This is a genomic window from Pseudoalteromonas sp. Of11M-6 (assembly GCF_022347905.1).
Classification (GTDB): Bacteria; Pseudomonadota; Gammaproteobacteria; order Enterobacterales; family Alteromonadaceae; genus Pseudoalteromonas.
Genome location: NZ_JAKRFW010000005.1, coordinates 119542 through 138410 on the forward strand (window position 1 = coordinate 119542; position 18869 = coordinate 138410).

At 41.4% G+C, this 18869-nt stretch carries 17 protein-coding genes; 10 read left to right on the top strand and 7 right to left on the bottom strand.

Translation table 11 applies throughout. The features are described 5' to 3' along the window. Position 1: 1 nt before the first annotated feature. Complete coding sequence (locus MHN32_RS04320; protein ID WP_010603941.1) at positions 2-1273, bottom strand: efflux RND transporter periplasmic adaptor subunit; 1272 nt, start codon at positions 1271-1273, stop codon at positions 2-4. Positions 1274-1515: 242 nt separating this feature from the next. Continuing rightward, positions 1516-2319 (bottom strand): hypothetical protein, encoded by an 804-nt coding sequence (locus tag MHN32_RS04325; protein ID WP_010603942.1) that lies wholly within the window; start codon positions 2317-2319, stop codon positions 1516-1518. 92 nt (positions 2320-2411) lie between these two features. Between MHN32_RS04325 and MHN32_RS04330 the strand changes: the two genes are divergently transcribed. Continuing rightward, a complete protein-coding gene (locus MHN32_RS04330; RefSeq protein ID WP_010603943.1) occupies positions 2412-3311 on the top strand; it encodes a response regulator in 900 nt (299 codons plus the stop codon). Here the strand turns inward: MHN32_RS04330 and MHN32_RS04335 are convergent. Then, positions 3303-3728: a hypothetical protein gene (locus tag MHN32_RS04335; protein ID WP_239421021.1), complete on the bottom strand. Its 426-nt coding sequence runs from the start codon at positions 3726-3728 to the stop codon at positions 3303-3305. The genes MHN32_RS04330 and MHN32_RS04335 overlap by 9 nt on opposite strands. A gap of 126 nt (positions 3729-3854) precedes the next feature. Continuing rightward, on the bottom strand, positions 3855-4160 hold the full coding sequence (locus MHN32_RS04340) for a hypothetical protein (protein ID WP_227388010.1): 306 nt from the start codon (positions 4158-4160) through the stop codon (positions 3855-3857). A 178-nt stretch (positions 4161-4338) separates the two neighbouring features. Between MHN32_RS04340 and nhaR the strand changes: the two genes are divergently transcribed. Next, the gene (gene nhaR, locus MHN32_RS04345) at positions 4339-5229 is read left to right on the top strand and encodes a transcriptional activator NhaR (protein ID WP_239421022.1); all 891 of its coding nucleotides are present in this window, start codon (positions 4339-4341) and stop codon (positions 5227-5229) included. A gap of 9 nt (positions 5230-5238) precedes the next feature. Here the strand turns inward: nhaR and MHN32_RS04350 are convergent, their stop codons facing one another. After that, the gene (locus tag MHN32_RS04350; RefSeq protein WP_237117186.1) at positions 5239-5901 is read right to left on the bottom strand and encodes a LytTR family DNA-binding domain-containing protein; all 663 of its coding nucleotides are present in this window, start codon (positions 5899-5901) and stop codon (positions 5239-5241) included. A 334-nt stretch (positions 5902-6235) separates the two neighbouring features. Between MHN32_RS04350 and MHN32_RS04355 the strand changes: the two genes are divergently transcribed. From MHN32_RS04355 to MHN32_RS04370, 4 genes are all read left to right on the top strand, one after another. Beyond that, positions 6236-9079 (top strand): TonB-dependent receptor, encoded by a 2844-nt coding sequence (locus tag MHN32_RS04355; RefSeq protein ID WP_174169682.1) that lies wholly within the window; start codon positions 6236-6238, stop codon positions 9077-9079. A 223-nt stretch (positions 9080-9302) separates the two neighbouring features. Continuing rightward, positions 9303-11102 carry a tetratricopeptide repeat protein gene (locus MHN32_RS04360; RefSeq protein ID WP_239421023.1) on the top strand — a complete coding sequence of 600 codons (1800 nt, stop codon included), beginning with the start codon at positions 9303-9305 and terminating at the stop codon, positions 11100-11102. 17 nt (positions 11103-11119) lie between these two features. Continuing rightward, the gene (locus tag MHN32_RS04365) at positions 11120-12280 is read left to right on the top strand and encodes an aspartyl/asparaginyl beta-hydroxylase domain-containing protein (protein ID WP_227388007.1); all 1161 of its coding nucleotides are present in this window, start codon (positions 11120-11122) and stop codon (positions 12278-12280) included. 203 nt (positions 12281-12483) lie between these two features. Next, complete coding sequence (locus tag MHN32_RS04370) at positions 12484-12759, top strand: SelT/SelW/SelH family protein (RefSeq protein ID WP_239421024.1); 276 nt, start codon at positions 12484-12486, stop codon at positions 12757-12759. 328 nt (positions 12760-13087) lie between these two features. Here MHN32_RS04370 and MHN32_RS04375 read toward each other — a convergent pair whose 3' ends face one another. Then, entirely contained in the window at positions 13088-13570 is a 483-nt protein-coding gene (locus MHN32_RS04375; RefSeq protein ID WP_239421025.1) for a GNAT family N-acetyltransferase, read from the bottom strand. 144 nt (positions 13571-13714) lie between these two features. Between MHN32_RS04375 and MHN32_RS04380 the strand changes: the two genes are divergently transcribed. The 4 genes from MHN32_RS04380 to MHN32_RS04395 all read left to right on the top strand — a co-directional run bounded on the left by MHN32_RS04380 (position 13715) and on the right by MHN32_RS04395 (position 17552). Next, the gene (locus tag MHN32_RS04380; protein WP_235368418.1) at positions 13715-14236 is read left to right on the top strand and encodes a chalcone isomerase family protein; all 522 of its coding nucleotides are present in this window, start codon (positions 13715-13717) and stop codon (positions 14234-14236) included. A gap of 107 nt (positions 14237-14343) precedes the next feature. Beyond that, positions 14344-14874 (top strand): DUF3833 domain-containing protein, encoded by a 531-nt coding sequence (locus MHN32_RS04385; RefSeq protein ID WP_235368417.1) that lies wholly within the window; start codon positions 14344-14346, stop codon positions 14872-14874. Positions 14875-15105: 231 nt separating this feature from the next. Then, on the top strand, positions 15106-17247 hold the full coding sequence (locus MHN32_RS04390; protein ID WP_239421026.1) for a prolyl oligopeptidase family serine peptidase: 2142 nt from the start codon (positions 15106-15108) through the stop codon (positions 17245-17247). Between the two features lie 65 nt (positions 17248-17312). After that, positions 17313-17552, top strand: coding sequence for a Rho-binding antiterminator (locus MHN32_RS04395; RefSeq protein WP_239421027.1), 240 nt, complete (start codon positions 17313-17315; stop codon positions 17550-17552). Here MHN32_RS04395 and MHN32_RS04400 read toward each other — a convergent pair. Beyond that, entirely contained in the window at positions 17541-18002 is a 462-nt protein-coding gene (locus MHN32_RS04400; RefSeq protein WP_239421028.1) for a GNAT family N-acetyltransferase, read from the bottom strand. The genes MHN32_RS04395 and MHN32_RS04400 overlap by 12 nt on opposite strands. Positions 18003-18869 lie beyond the last annotated feature (867 nt).

The following is an 18869-nucleotide window of genomic DNA, read 5'->3' on the forward strand; positions in this document are numbered from 1 at the left end:
CTTATTGAATTATTTTCACACTGGGAGCGTCTTTAAAGATTCGCGCGTCAGAGGTAATCACCTGATCGCCAACATTAAGCCCCGAAAGTACTTCTACTTGCCCAATACTTCTTAATCCGATTTGTATTGGTGTTTTTATTGCAGAACCCTCTTTTACTACGTAAGCAAACTGTCCGTTATAGGCTTCTATGTATTGCCCGTGTGGTAGATAGGCAATATTTTGCTTTTGTTCAATCACAATTCGACTCGTTAACCTTTGGTTCTGCCTTAACCCCTGAATGGTGTCGTCTTTAAATCGAATTTTCCCTTCAACTCGACCATTTTCAATTTCTGGAGAGATAGCAACTATTTCTCCGCTATACACTTCTCCATTAAGACTTATCTCAGCCAACATTCCCAGCGCAAGGTCGTCTGAATAGCTTTCTGGGATTTGCACCTCTATCTCATACTTTGAGAGATCCACCACACTAAGTAATGGCTGATTTTTGGCGACTGTATTTTTTTGCTCTACCGTCAAGTTACCAACTAATCCACCTACCGGCGACAGTACTTTTAAAGCAGCAACTTGCCTCTGAAGCTCCACCACTTTTACTTTTTGCGCCTCAAACTCTAACTCTTTGGTACGGATCTCAAATTTTTGGCTTTCTTTTTGTAACTCCACTTCTTTAATTGCTAGGCGATATTCACGCTCTGCGTTTTCGAGATCATCTTTGGCTTTTTGATAGTCAATGTCACTTACAACTTGCGTTTTCAAACCGTTCTCAGAACGGCGCATCTCCCGCTTTGCTGCATTTAACACAACAGTCGCTTTACCTAAATAATTCTCTTGTGCTAAGTCTTGCTTTTTGGCTTGAATAATTTGCCTTTGAAGTTCCGTTTCTAACTTGTTTAACTGTGCTTGATGTTGTGCAAATTCGCTTTTCAACTCAGGACTATCTAGAACGGCGAGGACTTGTCCTTCCACCACACTGTCACCAGACTCTACCAAGTAGGTAACCGTTCCCTGAGCAGGGCTATATATAGTGGGGCGCCGCGCTGCCACGACTTTACCTTGAACAGAAATATCGCGGATGAAGTCACCTCGCTTCACTGATGCTATGTGAACTTTATCGCTAGAAACAGCTGTTTGACCGCTTGCCCACTGTGTAAAAATGGGGGTCATAAAAAAAACAGCAATTAATATAAAAATACCAATTACTATTATGAATAATCTATTTTTCTTTGGTCTTTCAACCACCGAGTCTTGAGCGCTCGTATCTGGAATATAGGCCATGAAATAATCCTTTTACCACTGCCTTAGCTATTGAGTACTATGTATTTTTGGAGCATTATTACTAACTATTCCACCACAATCACATCTCTTCGTTTAATTATTAGAAGCCAACAATTTAATACCAAAGCATGAATTATCTAGCGAAGTAGACCTCAAAAGCTTAAAACAAATCTGGTAACCTGAGTGCCTAAACCTTACACAAAGCCAAGACTAATGTCACGAGAAATAAAACATTTTGTTAACTATTTGGTTTGATTTTTGACAACCTCTAAGTACCGACTCTCGATAAACTTTTTTTCTTTAGACAAGTGCTCTAATGCTTCTCGCGTTTGTTCCAACTCTTTTTGGATAGCCTGAAGCTTTGGCCCATCTTCTACTTCTTGCTCTTGCACCATTAGCTGTTGCAAAGCCTGATTTTGTTCGGCTATTTGTCGTTTGTATTCATTAATCGTTAGAGACATATCTTGACGCTCCTTCTCAAAGGTAGCGACCAATTGCTCCAATTCTTGCTCGGACGTACCTCCCATCGCTTTAGAAGCTTCCAACTGCTGCTTTAATGTGTCATTTTCTTTTTGTAATTCCTCTGTAGATTCATATTGGTCATAAAGTTTTCTTCTTGTTTGCTTCAGTCGCTCTAAACTCTTCGACAGATCCCCCCTAAGTTTCTTTATTAATCGATGCGACTTAAGTAGCTTACTGTTTAAATCGTCCATGCGAGTTTGTTCTTCGGTCGAGATATGATCCTGTGTAGAGCGTTTAACCTCTGCTAATTGCTGCTCTAAATGGACTTGTAAATTAGCCAACTCTTGAATGGTATGTTGATTATCTTCAACAAACTTCATCGACTTATCTATCGCTTCGCGACAATGTTGGAGTAGATACTGTTGCTCTGGGTTGGATGTCCCAGCTCCACCAGCAGCCTTTGCAAAGAGCCTAAACTCTCGGAGGATTAACAGCAAAATATAGAACCAAAAAGCCAATATCAGCAGCCCGATATTCACCGCCATATAGATAAATACATCAATTGGTAGTTTACCTAGAAACATATTGCACACTCATTATTTTCTTACTTTCATTTTAGTATTGGTTAAAAATCGTGCCTATAATAAATCTATATTTTTCAATAAAGTGGTAATTTGTGAAGATATTGCTCGTGGATGACAGTGCGGCAACACTTGAGATTATTCGTCGCGGTTTAGTACGTTTTAGATATCGCAAGTTGTTGATAAAGAAAGCACAAAGTGCAAAAGAAGCCCTGAAAATTATCGGCTCTTGGCATCCTGATATTGTATTAACTGACTGGCATATGCCTGATATTTCGGGACTCGCATTAGTTAAAGCTATCAAACAGAAACAACTGGGTGTGACCATGGCAATGGTAACCACTGTCGACGACCGCGAGCAAATAAAGCTAGCCCTTGATTACGGAGCGGCATTTGTGCTGTCTAAACCATTTGCAGATGATGACCTCCACAATAAAATCATGCCCTTGGTCAAAGCCGCAGAGGAAAGCTCAAAAACAAGGGAAATTCATACTCTGCACAAAGGCGTTCCTTTGCCTCAAGTTGGACAACTTGAAAAACTTATGAATAAACATATCGACACTGAACTGAGGCTCTATCAGATTAATCAAATGGAGTATGATCCTGATAACCTGCCTTGCGTCATGGTTGCATACGAGGATCCTAGTAGTCAGAAGGTACGCGCAATAGGGATATTTGATGTGTATTCAGTTTGTGTGCTCGCCGCTTCCACTGGAAATTTAACAGATCAGGCAGGATTTGAAGCCATTCATCAACACCAGATCACAGAGCACATGTTAACCGCTTGCCACTCAGCATTAAACTCAACTTCTTATGCGTTTTTGGATGGAATAACAAGAAGAAGTCTAAGAGTAAAAGCCCTACAGCTAGTCACTAAACCTTTTCCTAAATTGAAGCGTCTGTATAAAACTGCTTCAAATATGAGGATAGATATATGCTGCCAACGCCCAAACATGGCGCAAGGGAAAATCCTATTGGTCGGACTTTTAAGCTAGTGCTTTTAACAAGACCCCCGGATCGCTGATCCCGGCTTCTTTTAGCGCTTCTTGAATATTTTTCGTCAACTCAACAACTTGGCTCTGCATGCGCAGTATAAATTCAAGTTTTTGTGTCACCAACTCAGCTTTCATTTCATCAGAATAAGAGTCACTTGCCTTTAATTCATCAAGTAATTTTTGTTCCTCTTTAATTTTTTCTCTTAACTCTTCGAGCTTTTCAACCATTTTTTGAATATGCGGAGGCAGTGCGGCTTCTTCTTGCTCTTCCTTTACCTCTTCTCCAGACAATTTAGACATATCTTCTTCAGATAACCTAAGAGGCTTGGGCGAGTTCGTCTCTTCAACTTTGGCTTCCTGCTCATTCTGACTCGTAGCTGATTGAATTGGGGAGTGAATTAAAAAGTTAACGTTCATTGTTGTTTGGCCAACATGATTCCTTTGACCTACATATCGGTAATTTATCGAATATCTTTAGTAAAAAATTGCGCGGCATCCTTGCCGCTGCAAGTGCTTGGGAATGGAATCACTCAGCCTCAAAAACTAACTGAGCTTAAAATAATTCTGTTTTAAGATTTGCTTACAATTGCTTAATGCACGGTTTAACGCCTGCAGCAGGGTTTTACCTTTGGTCTTAACCTTTAACGTCGGTAATCCAGGTAACAAAAGCTCAACTTGGCATAAGGTAAGCCTGCCAACCTGCTTATCCACCTGCTTTTCAATTCGTACATTTATCTTTCGAATATTGTTTGTATAACCACTTAACGCTGCATTTATCGCTTTAGTGAAAACCACTTTACTTGACACCGCTATAGGTTCATTTACACCAACAAGATTCAGTTTCATCATTACCTCAGACAATCGCATCAAATATTACTGTATTGGAAACTTAGAATGACTCGAATATCAAAGCGTTTTCGCTACATTCTCTCAACTTATACTTGCGCCGTGAGATCAAATCTACTAATGTTCACCAAAAGAAAAAAGCTGATTATATCTAACCTAAAGTAAGATTTTTACGAACAATATGAATATAAACTTCAATCACCTTTACTATTTTTGGCAAGTAAGCAATGAAGGCAGTATTGCTGGTGCAAGCAAAGTCCTTCATTTGACACCTCAAACAATTAGTGCGCAACTATCTAGTTTGGAAGCACGCCTTGGGAAACCTCTATTCATAAGAGAAGGAAGAGGTCTCAGATTGACTGACTTCGGCATTTTAACCAAACAGTATGCGGATGATATGTTTTCGATTGCAAAAGAGTGGTTGGAGACAACACAAGATGGCGCAACAGCTATACATCGTACATTAAAAGTTGGTATTTCTGATGCGATTCCAAAATCATTGGTTTCAAAGTGGCTTGCTCCACTGATAGAAAATGAGCAAGTTGCCAATTTACATTGTATTGACGGTCAACAATCAGAATTGCTAGCTCAGATGGCCATGCATAAGCTCGATATCGTGCTTGCAGATAAGCCACTTGATAGTCACCTTCCTTTTAATGTTTTTTGCCACGAGATTGGAAAAAGTCAAATTGGCTTATATGGTTCAGCTTCAAACAGTGAGCAACTCAGTGCAAATTATCCAAAATCGTTACAAGCTCAGTCGCTCATTCTTCCAGCAAAGCACAGCCCTGTAACTAACTCGATTCAATTTTGGCTCCAAGAGCAAAATATAGAAATTAAAGTGGCTGGTCATGTAGACGATAGTGCTTTAATGAAAGCATTAGGCCAACAAGGATTCGGTATCTTCCCAGCTCCGCTGTCAATACAATCAGAATTGAAGCGCCATTATGATGTAAACCTTATAGGCACAATTGAAAGTGCATACCAAAATTACTACGCCTTCACACCAGACAGATTGATTAAGGACTCCATTTTTAACGAATTTGTAAACTTTGCGAAGGGCATCAGCTGACTTAAAGTGTCAGCTTATGTTGGACTGTAATAGAGAAGATAAATTCTGCTTATATCGCCTTGATAGATGAAGTGAGTCGCCATTTTCCAAAATAACATCGTAATCACCATTATCTCTTGTTTTAAGTTCACTAATTGCATTCAAATTAACGAGTGAAGACTTGTGGATCCTAGAGAAGCCAAACATCTTTAAATTTTTTTCCATCGCAGACATGGTATCCCGATGAAGTATTGAGCGCTGCCTATTTATCAAATGGAGCTCAACATAATTACCGGCACCTCCAACCCAAGCCAGTTCTTCAACTTTAATAACATGAATATGCCCGGAGTCTTTCACTATTAGTCGTTGATTTGGCATGTACTCAGAGGTTAGCTCCTGAGGACTTGAGAATACGGTATGAAGTATGTTCTCAATAAGCGTATCTGTCTTATCTCGCCCTTCAAGAGACATCACTGTACAAGAACTGAGTTTGGTATCTGTAGTGATCTTTATAGTCGAAACAGATGAGAACTTTTTCGCGATCAATTCTTGCTTTTTGGGATCACTTTCAAACGAAGAATCTATTAACAAACAGTCTATTTCACCCGACTCAATAGTTTCCAAAATATCAACAAATGTTTGATAGTAAACAAACTGGGAACAAACAGCGACTTCCTTTAACTTTGTACTCATTTCAACGCCAAGCGCAGACAAATAGCAGGGAATCAAGATTGTCACTTTTTTCATTCATCACCTTAAAGACATCAACAGGTTAACAAAGATACTAATACTTTGTATCTCATTTCACAATAGTTAACAAATAATTGTTATAGATTGTCACAGTGTAATTCGCAAATTAAATTTGATCTTTTTTTTAACTCCTGTCGTCACTACTTTCCGTCACCTTACGTATCTCAACTGGCATATTCCCGACTTCCGACATAGCCTCCTCGTGATACTAATAAGCCTTTGTGATGAGTTAGCAAGCTCGCCAAAGGTATCCAAAACAAACCTATCAGGGGATATCATGAAACAATTCAAGCGTTCTAAGTTAAGTATGCTTATAACTTCTGCGTGCCTAATCGGTGGAAGTTTAAGCATTCAAGCATCAGCTGAAGAAGCTGCTGATGGTGCTAATGACGAAGTCGAAAGAATTTCTATTACGGGCTCTCGTATTCAGCGTGTCGCGTTAACGGCAAAAACACCTGTTATCGAACTAGACGGTACTGAATTTGCTATATCTGGTAACTTAAACGTCGAGCAGAAGCTTGCCGAGTTACCACTAACAGTTCCTTCTTTCGGACCAAGCTCAAATAACCCTGGTGATGGTACCGCGCGAGTAGACTTACGTGGTCTTGGTAACGAGCGCACCCTTGTTCTTGTTAACGGTCGCCGCTGGGTACCAGCAACACAAACAGGTGTTGTCGACTTAAACACAATTCCAGCTTCTCTTATCGAAGGTGTAGACATCATTACCGGTGGTGCAGGTGCGGTATATGGCTCTGATGCACTAGCAGGTGTTGTAAACTTTCGATTGAAAGACGACTTCGAAGGCGCTGAAATTTCTGCGTTATACGACATCACCGAAGAAGGCGACGGGGAAAAGTTCAACACAGACCTCACCTTGGGTGGAAACTTTGCCGATGGTAAAGGCAACGCTACTGTGTATATCGGTTACGCCAAACGTGAATCAATCTTCCAAGGCGACAGAGACTTTACTAATGTAACGCTCACTGAAGGCGATACAGGTTTAGTGCCTGGTGGGTCATCTGGTATTCCTGGGACAAGAATATTTGCAGGCCCTACACTTCCTAACGGTACAACTCTAGGTCGTTTTGGTCCAAATGGTGAAGGCCTACCATATACATCAGCCGATGCATTTAACTATGCCCCTGATAACTACCTGCAACTGCCACAAGAGCGCCTAACACTTAACTCTTTTGCACACTATTACATCAATGATGACACACGCTTATATAGTGAACTATCTTTCATTCGCAACGAAGTTCCGCAGCAGCTAGCTCCGACTCCAGCGTTCGTAAATGGCTTGGTGGTTAACCCTGACAGTCCATACTTCGGTGCAGACGTTCAAGCCGCAATGAAAGCATTGGTGCCAGAACTCGATGATGACGGTGAACCAACTGGCAATATGGTTAGTCAACTTGACGCCGATGGTAACTTTACATTCGCTACAATAGGTCGTCGTATGGTTGAAAATGGTCCACGCCAAGCGATTGATACACGTAATGCGATGCGTTTATTAGTTGGTGTAGATGGCTTTATCGGTGACTGGGCATACAATGCTTACTACAGCCGCTCTGAGCTGGACCGCTCTAACCTACTTAATAACGACGTTTCTGAAACGCGCTTCAGACAAGCTATTTTAGTAACTGACGATGGTAGTGCATGTCAAGACACGTCAGGTGGCTGTGCACCATTGAACATCTTCGGTGAAGGCAATATTTCACAAGCAGCGATTGATTTTATCAACGTCGGGGCATCTAACGTAACAAACATTAAGCAAGAAATTTTCCACATCGATTTTGCTGGTGAGCTACCATTTACTGTACCGTCTGCTGATATGCCAATTGGTTTTGTAATTGGCTACGAAAGCCGTTTTGATGATTCAAGCTTCCGTCCTGATGAATTCTTAGCATCTGGTGATGTACTTGGCTTTAACGCTGGTGAACCAACTGTAGGTAGCTACAGCGTTGATGAGATTTTCACAGAAATTGATATCCCACTAGTAACAGACGCAGCATTTGCTGAAGACATTACACTTTGGTTTGCGGGACGTCTTTCTGACTATTCAAACATCGGCAATGCATCTTCATTCGCAACAACTATAAACTGGAAAGTAAACGAATACGTTTCGTTCCGAGCTGGTTACCAAGAATCTGTTCGTGCACCTAACATCGCAGAGCTATTCCAAGGCGCAGCAAATGGCTTCCCAAGCGCAACCGATCCATGTAGCGTAGACGGTTTTGTAGAAGGAAAAACAGATAGAGCTCTTTGTGAGGCTCACGGCGTTTCAGCTTCTCAAGTTGGCGTATTTGAGCAAGCAAACGCGCAAATCGAAGGTAGCTTCGGTGGTAATCCTGACCTGAAAGAAGAAACATCAGAAACCGTTACTCTCGGTCTTGTTATTACACCGACCGAAAACTTTGACATTACAATCGATTACTTTGATATCACGATTGATGATGCAATCGATGTACTAGGTGGTGGCGTGAACAATATTCTAGATATTTGTTACAACCAACTTAAAGATCCTAACTCAGAGTTCTGTCAAGCAATTACTCGTCGTCCTGACGGTAACGTAGACCTTGTTACAGCGCTAAATGCGAACATCGCGTCACTAGGAACCAAAGGCTATGACGTTAACTTCAACTGGACCACAGAGCTTGGCTTTGGTATCGGTGAAAATGGTTCAACACTGAACATTAACTCTAAGAACACAATCTTGGATGAGTTCTTTAGAACGCCAAGCGTTGGCTTCACAGAAACTAATTACTGTGAAGGTAAATTCGGTAACACCTGTGGTACGCCACGCCCTGAGTTCCAAAGTAATAACCGCTTTACATGGACTTCAGGTGATTTGAGCGTAGCGGCGCTAGTTCGATATATGAGCGAAGTTGATGACGACTCAGGCACTAACGAAATCGCCCCGATTTCTAAAGCAGAATGGTACCTTGACCTTAGTGCGAGCTACCACTTCACAGATCACCTACAAGCAACATTTGGTATCAAGAATGTGTTAGACACAGAGCCAACACCACTAGGTGACGCTCAACAGCAAGCAAATACATTCCCAGAGTTGTATGACGTAATAGGTCCTCGCTACTTCTTAAGCGCTGTGTACACGTTCTAATCCACTAATACAGAAAACAAGGGAGCTTCGGCTCCCTTTTCAGTTATTTGTGTAATAGTTTTTTTATTCACAGCAGGTTACTAAGTTTTAAATCAAGCTCGCTGAAAGATTGATTAATCCTAACAAAACTTCAAGCAGCGTCACTTTGCTCGCAACTAGATAAAGTTTGACTAAGATAAAGAGTATGCAGCTCAGCCTAATTGACCGTTTAAGAAAAAATAACATGAAGCAAACATCCGAAATCAATATCGCAGTTCAAGATGCTTTCAAATTGCTCCAACAAAAACAGTATCAGCAAGCGTTAACGAAGCTTCAGCCGTTTACTGATTCGCCTCACCCCGACCTACATTATCTTTTGGGAATTTGCTATAAGTCACTAGCCGAATGGCAAAGTGCAATAACCTCATTAAGTGATGCCGCTAAGCTCGCGCCACTTAAAACCGAGATCTTAACTCATTTAGCCAAATGTTATTGGCTATCGGGTGATTTGCACCAAGCAGAGTCTCATTACCTTACGCTGTATAATACTGAGCCAAAGAATCTAGATTTACTTAAAAACTTGTCGCTTCTTTATCTCGAACAAAACCGCCTCGACATGGCCTATCAGTGGGCTTTGAAAGGACAATCACTCGATACTTCTGGGCAACTCACCAAAATTCTCGGAGACATTGAAAAAACAAAGGGAAACCTCAAACAAGCGATCAGCTATTATCAATCAGTACCGCAACACTCTCAGGTTGCTTTTCGAGCAATACACAATTTAGGCCTTTGCTATAAGTTACAAGCTAAATTTGAACAAGCAATTCAATGCTTTAAGTTTGTTCACCAAAGCGCCCCTGAACACTACGAGCCGCTTTATAATCTTGGGGACTGCTTTTTTGCAAATGGTCAGTTTGAACCAGCACAACAAGCCTACACTCAGGCACTGAAGCGAGCGCCACACAACCCAACCGTCCATAAAGCACTGAACGAACTTTATTGGCAAAGCGGGCAACATCAGCTTTTTGCTAGCAGTTTAATAACAGCACTAGAGTCAGCCAATAATCAACAGCAACTTACAGAGTGTCTAGCCGAACTTTACTGGAACACCAATCAGTACACATTATGCGAGCAATGCATACAGAAGTCGGGTTATGCAGACAAATCAGCCACGCTTCTAGCGTTAAGAGGCCGTTTGGCAGCCACGAACAATGAGCTAAACACTGCCTATAAACATTTAGATGATGCCAATAAGCTAACCGTTAATTATGACAGGATCTGTGAGCAAGCAAAATTTGCAATCCAACTTGGGGAGTTTAGTACCGCACAATCCCTACTCGAGTACGTGTTGCAAGCACAGCCTAACTCACAACTTGCATTAGCTTGGCTAAGCGTAGTGTATCAAGCCACGGACAAAGAAAAGCATCGTGCTTTATGCAACCCAAACTTTGTCCTTACTACAACCTTAGACACTCCGAACGGCTATCGAAATAGTGAAGACTTTCTTAAAGAATTAGAGTCTTGTTTACTAACGCTTCATCAAGGTAAGCAAGCACCAAGTGAGCAAACTTTAGTAAATGGTTCACAAATTTCTGGTGGCTTGCTTAATAGAGATATCGAAGTCATCACCAAAGCTCGAACTCAATTACTGCAAGATATTGAAAAATGTCTCAATAACTTAGAGTTAGTACCTGAGCACCCATTTTTGGCTCATTTAAATAAGGATAAATTAATTACTGGTTCGTGGTCTGTCAAATTAACAGAGCAAGGCTTCCATGTGAGTCATATCCACCCCGCTGGCTGGATAAGTGTGGTTTTATATATCAACACGCCAAACGACGATAGCAACAATGGGGTAATTGAATTTGGTAGACCTCCCCTAGCACCTCCTTACGATTTTCCACCATTTAAAACTGTAAAACCTAATCGAGGACAAATCGTGATCTTCCCCTCTTATTTTTGGCATGGAACACAGCCATTTAGCGCATCAGACAATAGCTACCGAATGACGTTGCCACTCGATATTGGCGTAATCAATAATTAACAAGAGATATTATTTTGATGGCAAACGAAGAGATACAACCTCTCAACATTGACACACTTTTACAGCCAATCCTAGAATGCGAATCGCAAAATAGTTGGCCATTATTACTACCAAAGTTACTCGATGCCTACCCACAGAGTGCAGAGCTAAGCTATCGTGTTGCTGTCATTTTAGAACAAATTGGGGCGTTAGCCGAAAGTGAAAAAGCCTACTTTCACTGCCTTGATCTTGCGCCCAAAAATTATCTAGTTTACTTGTACCTTGGATATTTACTAGAGACTAAGGGCGAGGAGAATACGGCACTAGCATGTTATGCCCTGTGTGAAACACTGACAGGCAGCTTTAAACGGCTTCAGCTTGCCAATAGCACAGCTCCTCAAACGCTTAAACGTTTTCAAAAAGCTTGGCAATGTATGGAAAGAAACCTTGGTACTGCATCAAGCATTGAGTCTGGACGCTGGGTTCAATACAGTAGTAAGCCCTTTGAAACACCTCAAGCACCACATCTTTTTTACGTACCTAATCTAACTGCAAAACCAATCTGGCTGGCACAGCAATTTTCATGGTATGAAAGCTTTAGCACCATGATCCCCGACATCATTAAAGAGTTTCACGCTACTTTTAATACCGCATCTTCGCACCTTACCCCCTATTTATCGGGTAAAGAGTATGAAAGCGTATTCCCAAAGCTTGCAAACAGCAACAACTGGCAAGCACTATCCATTTTTAAAGAGGGGATCGAAGACGTTTCGGTGTCAAAGCACTTTCCTATTCTAAAAAAGGCTTTAGAGAAAGTGCCTTACTACGGCTTGACGGCATCCCCATACGAAGTGTTTTACTCTAAGCTAGCAAAAGGCCAAACTATTACTCCACATTATGGCCTTTCCAATCACAGTCTAACAGTACATTTGGCTATAGATATTCCCCACGACTGTTACTTAGAGGTCGATGGTAACCGCATTTTATGGCAAGAACATCAACTCACCATATTCGACGACTCTTATTTGCATTTAGCGCACAACGGTAGTGACCGAGATCGGATTGTACTTATTTTCTCCATTTGGCACCCTGATCTATCATTAACTCAGCGCCGAGCAATCCAGTTAGAGTTTTTAAATAGGCAAAACCTCATTGACAATTTAAATGCAACTCTGAGTGAATACAGAAGCGATCACTAGTATCCCAATTTTCGTCACGGCAACCCTTCAACTTGCCACAAAAGGGGTTGTTACTATACAAATAGTCCGTAACGTTAAGACTGACCTTATAATTAAGGTCTCCCTGGATAATTTCGGGGGGCGACCCCCGTTTTTTTCAAGCTAGCCATATGATAAATCACAGTGCTAGAATCCCATCACAGCCTTCAAAAAAACGTAAATTCATGCAAAAACCGACCATCACTATCCATTACTGCGTACTTTGCCAATGGATGTTGCGAGCAACTTGGCTTGCACAAGAGTTACTTTCAACTTTCTCTGACGATTTACAACAAGTCGCGTTAGTGCCAGCAAGTAAAGGCGTATTCAAAATTTACTATAACAATACGTTAATTTGGTGCCGAAAGGCGGATAAAGGTTTTCCTGAAGCCAAAGTGCTCAAAAGAAGGGTGAGAGATTTGTTAGATCCTGAGCGTGATTTAGGTCATGTGGATAAATAACTAGCTAACAATGATGGCTATAACTTAACCCCGAGATTACAGGCGAGCCTAGAATCGCCGCTGTTTCACCGCTCAATGAGGTGAGCATCTGGTGCTGCTTCACGGACGAATTCCAGCACATGGTCCAGACCTGGGTAGCTCAGATTTAGCCCCGTGCGTACGGGGAACACTCTAAAGATATATCACTGTTTCTATTAACAAAAATCACCATTGCAATTTTCACCAAAAATATTGGGTACAAATTCTACGTATGTTTACTCGGCTAAACTGTTAAAGATCGGGGGGTTTCTCTTGAAATAATGTATAGCCAACAGACTAATAAACTTCACTATACTTGCTCAGCAAAATCGATGAGTTCCTGTCCTGTTAGGCGATAAATAGTCCACTCGTTTTGTGCTTTAGCACCGATGCTTTCATAAAAGTCGATTGATGGTTTGTTCCAGTCAAGTACCACCCACTCAAAGCGACCGCAATCCTTTTGTAGTGCAAGTCTTGCGAGATATTTCATTATCCCTTTACCTGCACCAACACCGCGCTTATCTTGTGATACATATAAGTCTTCAAGATAAAGACCGTGCTTGCCAAGCCAAGTAGAATAATTAAAGAAATACACTGCAAACCCGATTGCTTCGCCATCTAGTTCACAAATAACGCTGTGTGCTCTGGCTTCTTTACCAAACAGTTTCTGTTCTATTTCTTCCACGGTATTGAGCACGGCATCTGGCTCTTTCTCATAAATTGCAAGTTCGTTGATAAAGTGCAGTATCGTCGCGGCATCAGCTACTTCTGCTGGGCGAATTGAAAGGCTCATAATGGCTCCTGTATGTAGGTTTTAGTCAGCTTAACAAATTGTAAAGGGGGATGACAGCACCTTTCAGGCAGCAGCAAAGTGAACAAACTCTCCAGCTCGTTCGTATAACAAGCCAACTGATTTTTATTATAGGACGAGGTTAGTATGCAAAGGGTCATCTTTGCCTTTTTGATGTTGCTATTCAGCACTCAGGGGTTCGCAAGCACCAGTACTCTTGTCAATCAATTTATAGAAAACCCTCAACAAGTCGGCAAAACAAGTCGAATGACCTATTTGTTTTGGGATGTTTATGATGCCAGCCTTTATGCCCCCCAAGGAGTCTACTCTCAAGATCAGCCTTTTGTGTTGGCATTAAGATATTTACGCGAGCTAGACGGCAAAGAAATAGCAAAACGATCACTGAAAGAGATAGAGAAACAAGGGTTTACTAACTCAAGTCAAGGTGAGCAATGGCTGGCAGAAATGGAAAAAATTTTTCCCAATGTCTCTAAAGGCACAATGCTATTTGGCGTAAGAACACCCGAGGGAACTACGCAGTTTTACCAAGATAAAAAGCTTATTGGCGAAGTGAAAGATTCGGAATTTACGACCCGCTTTTTCAATATTTGGCTCGGTAAAAAAACCTCCGAACCTGCCATGCGAACTGAACTTTTGGGCCTGAAATGAGAATAGTTAATGCTCCTTTTCCCTCAATTTCAACATCAATACTTTGTTCAACAAGACATAATAGAAGCAATAGCACTCAAAGAGGCCTCAGGCCTAAGGAGAAAACAATGCGCATCACTCTTGCAGTACTCACCTTACTTTTATTGTCGGCTTGCAGCTCCGGGATTGACGGTAAAAAGTACGCTACACTTAAACCGCAATTTGACCCCTACGAGTTTTTTGTTGGTGATGTAAAAGCGTGGGGAATAGTCCAAGACAGAGATGGCAACTTAGTTCAACAGTTTACTGTCGATATCAAGGGCTCTATTAACAACAAGTCTGAACTTATTTTAGATGAGTCCTTCAACTATTTGCTCGGCGACGGGGTTCAAACGCGAGTTTGGACTATTACAAAAGCTGCAGGCAATAAATATACCGGCCGCGCCGACGATATCCTCAACTCAGCATCAGGCGAAACCTTCGGCAATGCAATGAATTGGCAGTATAGAATGGACCTACCCGTTGATGATACCAGTTATGAAGTACACTTTGATGATTGGATGTGGTCTTTTGACCAAACCACCCTTATGAACCGCTCTTATATCGAAAAGTTTGGTATTGTGATGGCCGAAGTAACAATATTTATGCAAAGGCAATAATAATTACGCCAAATCAACTTCAATTTAACCTTCTTACTCGTGTATTTGTCTACAATTTGTAGACAAATACACCGACTCCACTAAAATCCACACTATTCTCGTAGCACGACTAGTGCCCAACACTGAGAAGTGCTCAATAAAAAATGCCGCACCAAAAAGTTTTATTGCTGAGTAAAGCGCAAGAAACTGCGGCAAGATCGTAGCTAATAAGAACCAATAGGAACCCCCACCATGATAAAGAAGATACTAGCTGGAGCCGTAGCGCTTGCGCTTGTCGGATGTGTTAATACCGAAAATGAACAATCCAATAATGCGGCATTGACACAATCTGTGAAATATCCAATCACTAAAACAGGCACCGTTGTAGACAACTACTTTGGCACGCAAGTAGCGGATCCATATCGCTGGTTAGAAGACGATAAAAGTGCAGAAACCGCAGCGTGGGTAAAAGCACAAAACGAGGCAACACAGGCATATTTATCGCAAATTCCATATCGTAAAGACATCGAAAAGCGCCTCACCGAACTACTTGATTACGAGCGTGTTTCTCAACCTTTTAAACACGGCAACTATACCTATTTCTACAAAAATGATGGATTGCAAAACCAAAGTGTTTTGTACCGCCAAAAAGAAGGTGGAGAGGCTGAGGTATTTTTAGACCCAAATACCATGAGTGAAGATGGCACAACATCGCTTGCAGGATTAAGTTTTAGTAAAGACGCCTCATTGGTGGCTTATCAAATTTCCGAAGGTGGAAGTGACTGGCGTAAAGTGATTGTGCTAAACGCCGAGACTAAAGAGCAGGTTGGTGAAACGCTAGTCGACGTGAAGTTTAGTGGTATCTCTTGGTTTGGTAATGAAGGCTTTTACTACTCAAGCTATGATAAACCTAAGGGCAGTGAACTTTCTGCAAAAACTGACCAACATAAGGTGTATTACCACAAGATTGGCACACCTCAAGTTCAAGACAAGGTCATTTTTGGTGCCACTGATGCGCAAAAACACCGCTATGTTTATGGTGGTGTAACAGACGATAAAAAATATTTGGTGATCTCTGCTGCGGTATCTACCTCAGGTAACAAGCTATTTATTCGTGACTTAAGCAAACCAGATAGTGACTGGGTAACAATTTTAGATCATACCAACTCTGATACCAGCGTGATCCACAGTGAAGGCGACACATTGTTCCTAAGCACGAACTTAGATGCGCCGAACCGTCGTATCGTTAAAGTTAATGCGAAACAGCCACAACCAAAAAACTGGCAAGATGTGGTCCCAGAAACCAACAATGTACTATCGGTTTCAACAGGTTCAGGTTACCTATTTGCGACTTACATCAAAGATGCAATTTCATTGGTAAAACAATACGACTTCAAAGGTAAACTGATCCGTGACATTGCGCTTCCAGGTGTAGGCACTGTGAGTGGCTTTAGCGGTGAGGAAGAAGATAAAGTACTTTATTACTCATTCACTAACTACAACACCCCGAGATCTATCTTTGCTTTCGATGCAAAATCTGGCGTCAGCGAATTATATAGCTCAGATAAAGTAGATTTTGATTCAGATGCTTACGTGTCTAAACAGGTTTTTTACACCTCGAAAGATGGCACCCGCGTACCGATGATCATCACCCATAAAAAAGGGCTGAAACTGGATGGTAACAACCCAACTCTGTTGTACGGTTATGGTGGGTTTAATGTCAGTCTTAAGCCTTACTTTAGCCCTACACGTGCAGCTTGGTTGGAGCTAGGTGGTGTTTATGCTGTAGCAAACTTACGTGGCGGTGGCGAATATGGCAAAAAATGGCACAAAGCAGGTACTCAAATGCAGAAACAAAACGTCTTTGATGACTTTATTGCTGCAGGCGAATACTTAGTATCTGAAAATTATACTTCAAGTGAAAAGCTTGCAATTAACGGTGGTTCGAACGGTGGTTTGTTAGTAGGTGCAACGATGTTGCAACGTCCAGATTTATTCAAAGTGGCTGTACCTGCGGTTGGGGTACTTGATATGCTGCGTTACCACACGTTTACTGCAGGAGCTGGCTGGGCTTACGATTATGGTACAGCGGAAGACAACAAAGAGATGTTTGAGTACCTGAAAGGTTATTCACCTGTACATAACGTAAAGGCTGGCGTAGATTATCCAGCAACCATGATCACAACAGGTGACCATGACGACCGCGTAGTACCTGCACACTCTTACAAGTTTGCAGCTGAGCTACAAAGCAAACACACAGGTCCGAATCCGACGCTTATTCGTATCGAAACCAATGCCGGACACGGCGCAGGCACACCAATAAGCAAGACGATTGAACAGTATGCCGATATTTATGGCTTTACGCTTTACAATATGGGAATTAAGTCTCTTTAAGCATAAGCCAAGCTTGAAAAGCCATCTGTACAAGCAGGTGGCTTTATTCAAATAAGAACTTATCTATGATCAGTTGCCAACAGTATGATTATATCGAGCTGGCGTGCCTAAAACGCCTAGTGGTTACTATTGAGATGAAAGGTGGTGAAGTTGTGCGTGGCAGCTGCAAAAACACGACTATAGTCGACGCTCAGGAGTGTTTAGTTTTAGAACAAGAAAGCCAACCAGTCACCATGGTGCTGACAGAAATTGCCAATATCTCGGCCGATACTGACAACCCCTATTTTACTACATTAAGATTTTAGTGATAACGCCATAAAAACACTTAACGGGTTGTCGCGGTACATACCAAAGCGTTCACATCGCTCAAATCCCAAGCTCTCATAAAGACTTATCGCACTGGCTTGCCTAGAGCCGGTTTCCAGCCGAATAAGTGGGATCTGCGCTTCACCCGCATAGTGAAGCAAAATTTGCATAATACGTTTAGAAAGCCCTTTACCTCGATAGCTAGGTTTTACGTATAAGCGTTTAATTTCACCGTATAAGGTTTTATCAAACTGCTTTACAATCGCACCGCACGCTACAATGCCCTCTTCATTTTGTAAGCCAACGGCATACACGTTAGGTTGGTTAATTTCTTCTATTGATAAAGACTGTGCACTTGCGATTGGATATAAGCTGTTCATAAGCTTATCGATTTCAGAAAACACCGCGACTACTTGTGGGTCATCTGACTTTAACTGAATTAATTGCATACCTGCCTCTGAGAAGTAAGGCCAATTTGTCCTGCGCCCATAAACTGAGCAATATTATTACTATTCTGACCGACGTCAAACTATACCGAGTTAGAAATAATAAGCAAATTATCGAGGTGAGATGATAAGCTGAATGCCTGCGGAAATTTGATAATATCGCTATAAAAATAAAGTAACAATCTGTTTTAAATAAATAAAATATAAGAACTCTGAACTGTTACAAAGTGTAAGGTGATGGTATGAATTAGATACTTTTAGGTAAATAAGAATTTTTCATTCTTATTCTGTCTGGCGAGCATCATGCTTTATCGCGCCGCTCTTAAGTATTGTTACTTTGGTTTCTACAGACTGTTTGCTCTTGCTTGGAAAGCTCAGTAAAGTCAGTGATAACAACACGCTTGTTAGCGCTACAATCAGCGGAATAGAGGTATGCGAACTTGTGTGTGATGCTCTATGGGGCATAAACAAACCTACGAAAATTAATTTGTCTTCCCTAAAAACCAATCCTTTTTAACCAAAAACAAAAATAGCACTTAGTTAAATATGATTACTTTTATCACACCTAAACTTTTAGTGCTATATCACTTAAAAAAAACATCAAAAAGTATTAGGTCCTGTTTATCTTTCAAGTTTGTTTTTGCAGCAGTTTGATTGGTATTTATACAAGACAGAGCCTGCGTAGCATAGTTGTTCTATGTGAGTCAGGCGATAAAGACTTTGTGCTCCTGCGAAGTCACCTTACCCCACATCCTTGTGGGGCTAAACAGAAGAAATGCCAATCAAGCGCTGCCCTTTGGGTTCACCTGAGTGCGCTTTGTTCATTGTTGCTCAACTTTTGCCTAGATTACTAGGCGGCAAGTCGAGCGT

Bases quoted from the DNA above. Each gene is read 5' to 3' on its own strand.
- MHN32_RS04390 (WP_239421026.1), top strand. From the start codon at position 15,106: ATGATAAAGAAGATACTAGCTGGAGCCGTAGCGCTTGCGCTTGTCGGA.
- MHN32_RS04370 (WP_239421024.1), top strand. From the start codon at position 12,484: ATGCAAAAACCGACCATCACTATCCATTACTGCGTACTTTGCCAATGG.
- MHN32_RS04335 (WP_239421021.1), bottom strand. From the start codon at position 3,728: ATGAACGTTAACTTTTTAATTCACTCCCCAATTCAATCAGCTACGAGT.
- MHN32_RS04400 (WP_239421028.1), bottom strand. From the start codon at position 18,002: ATGCAATTAATTCAGTTAAAGTCAGATGACCCACAAGTAGTCGCGGTG.
- MHN32_RS04325 (WP_010603942.1), bottom strand. From the start codon at position 2,319: ATGTTTCTAGGTAAACTACCAATTGATGTATTTATCTATATGGCGGTG.
- MHN32_RS04360 (WP_239421023.1), top strand. From the start codon at position 9,303: ATGAAGCAAACATCCGAAATCAATATCGCAGTTCAAGATGCTTTCAAA.
- MHN32_RS04340 (WP_227388010.1), bottom strand. From the start codon at position 4,160: ATGATGAAACTGAATCTTGTTGGTGTAAATGAACCTATAGCGGTGTCA.
- MHN32_RS04380 (WP_235368418.1), top strand. From the start codon at position 13,715: ATGCAAAGGGTCATCTTTGCCTTTTTGATGTTGCTATTCAGCACTCAG.
- MHN32_RS04350 (WP_237117186.1), bottom strand. From the start codon at position 5,901: ATGAGTACAAAGTTAAAGGAAGTCGCTGTTTGTTCCCAGTTTGTTTAC.
- MHN32_RS04355 (WP_174169682.1), top strand. From the start codon at position 6,236: ATGAAACAATTCAAGCGTTCTAAGTTAAGTATGCTTATAACTTCTGCG.
- MHN32_RS04320 (WP_010603941.1), bottom strand. From the start codon at position 1,273: ATGGCCTATATTCCAGATACGAGCGCTCAAGACTCGGTGGTTGAAAGA.
- MHN32_RS04395 (WP_239421027.1), top strand. From the start codon at position 17,313: ATGATCAGTTGCCAACAGTATGATTATATCGAGCTGGCGTGCCTAAAA.
- MHN32_RS04385 (WP_235368417.1), top strand. From the start codon at position 14,344: ATGCGCATCACTCTTGCAGTACTCACCTTACTTTTATTGTCGGCTTGC.
- nhaR (WP_239421022.1), top strand. From the start codon at position 4,339: ATGAATATAAACTTCAATCACCTTTACTATTTTTGGCAAGTAAGCAAT.
- MHN32_RS04375 (WP_239421025.1), bottom strand. From the start codon at position 13,570: ATGAGCCTTTCAATTCGCCCAGCAGAAGTAGCTGATGCCGCGACGATA.
- MHN32_RS04365 (WP_227388007.1), top strand. From the start codon at position 11,120: ATGGCAAACGAAGAGATACAACCTCTCAACATTGACACACTTTTACAG.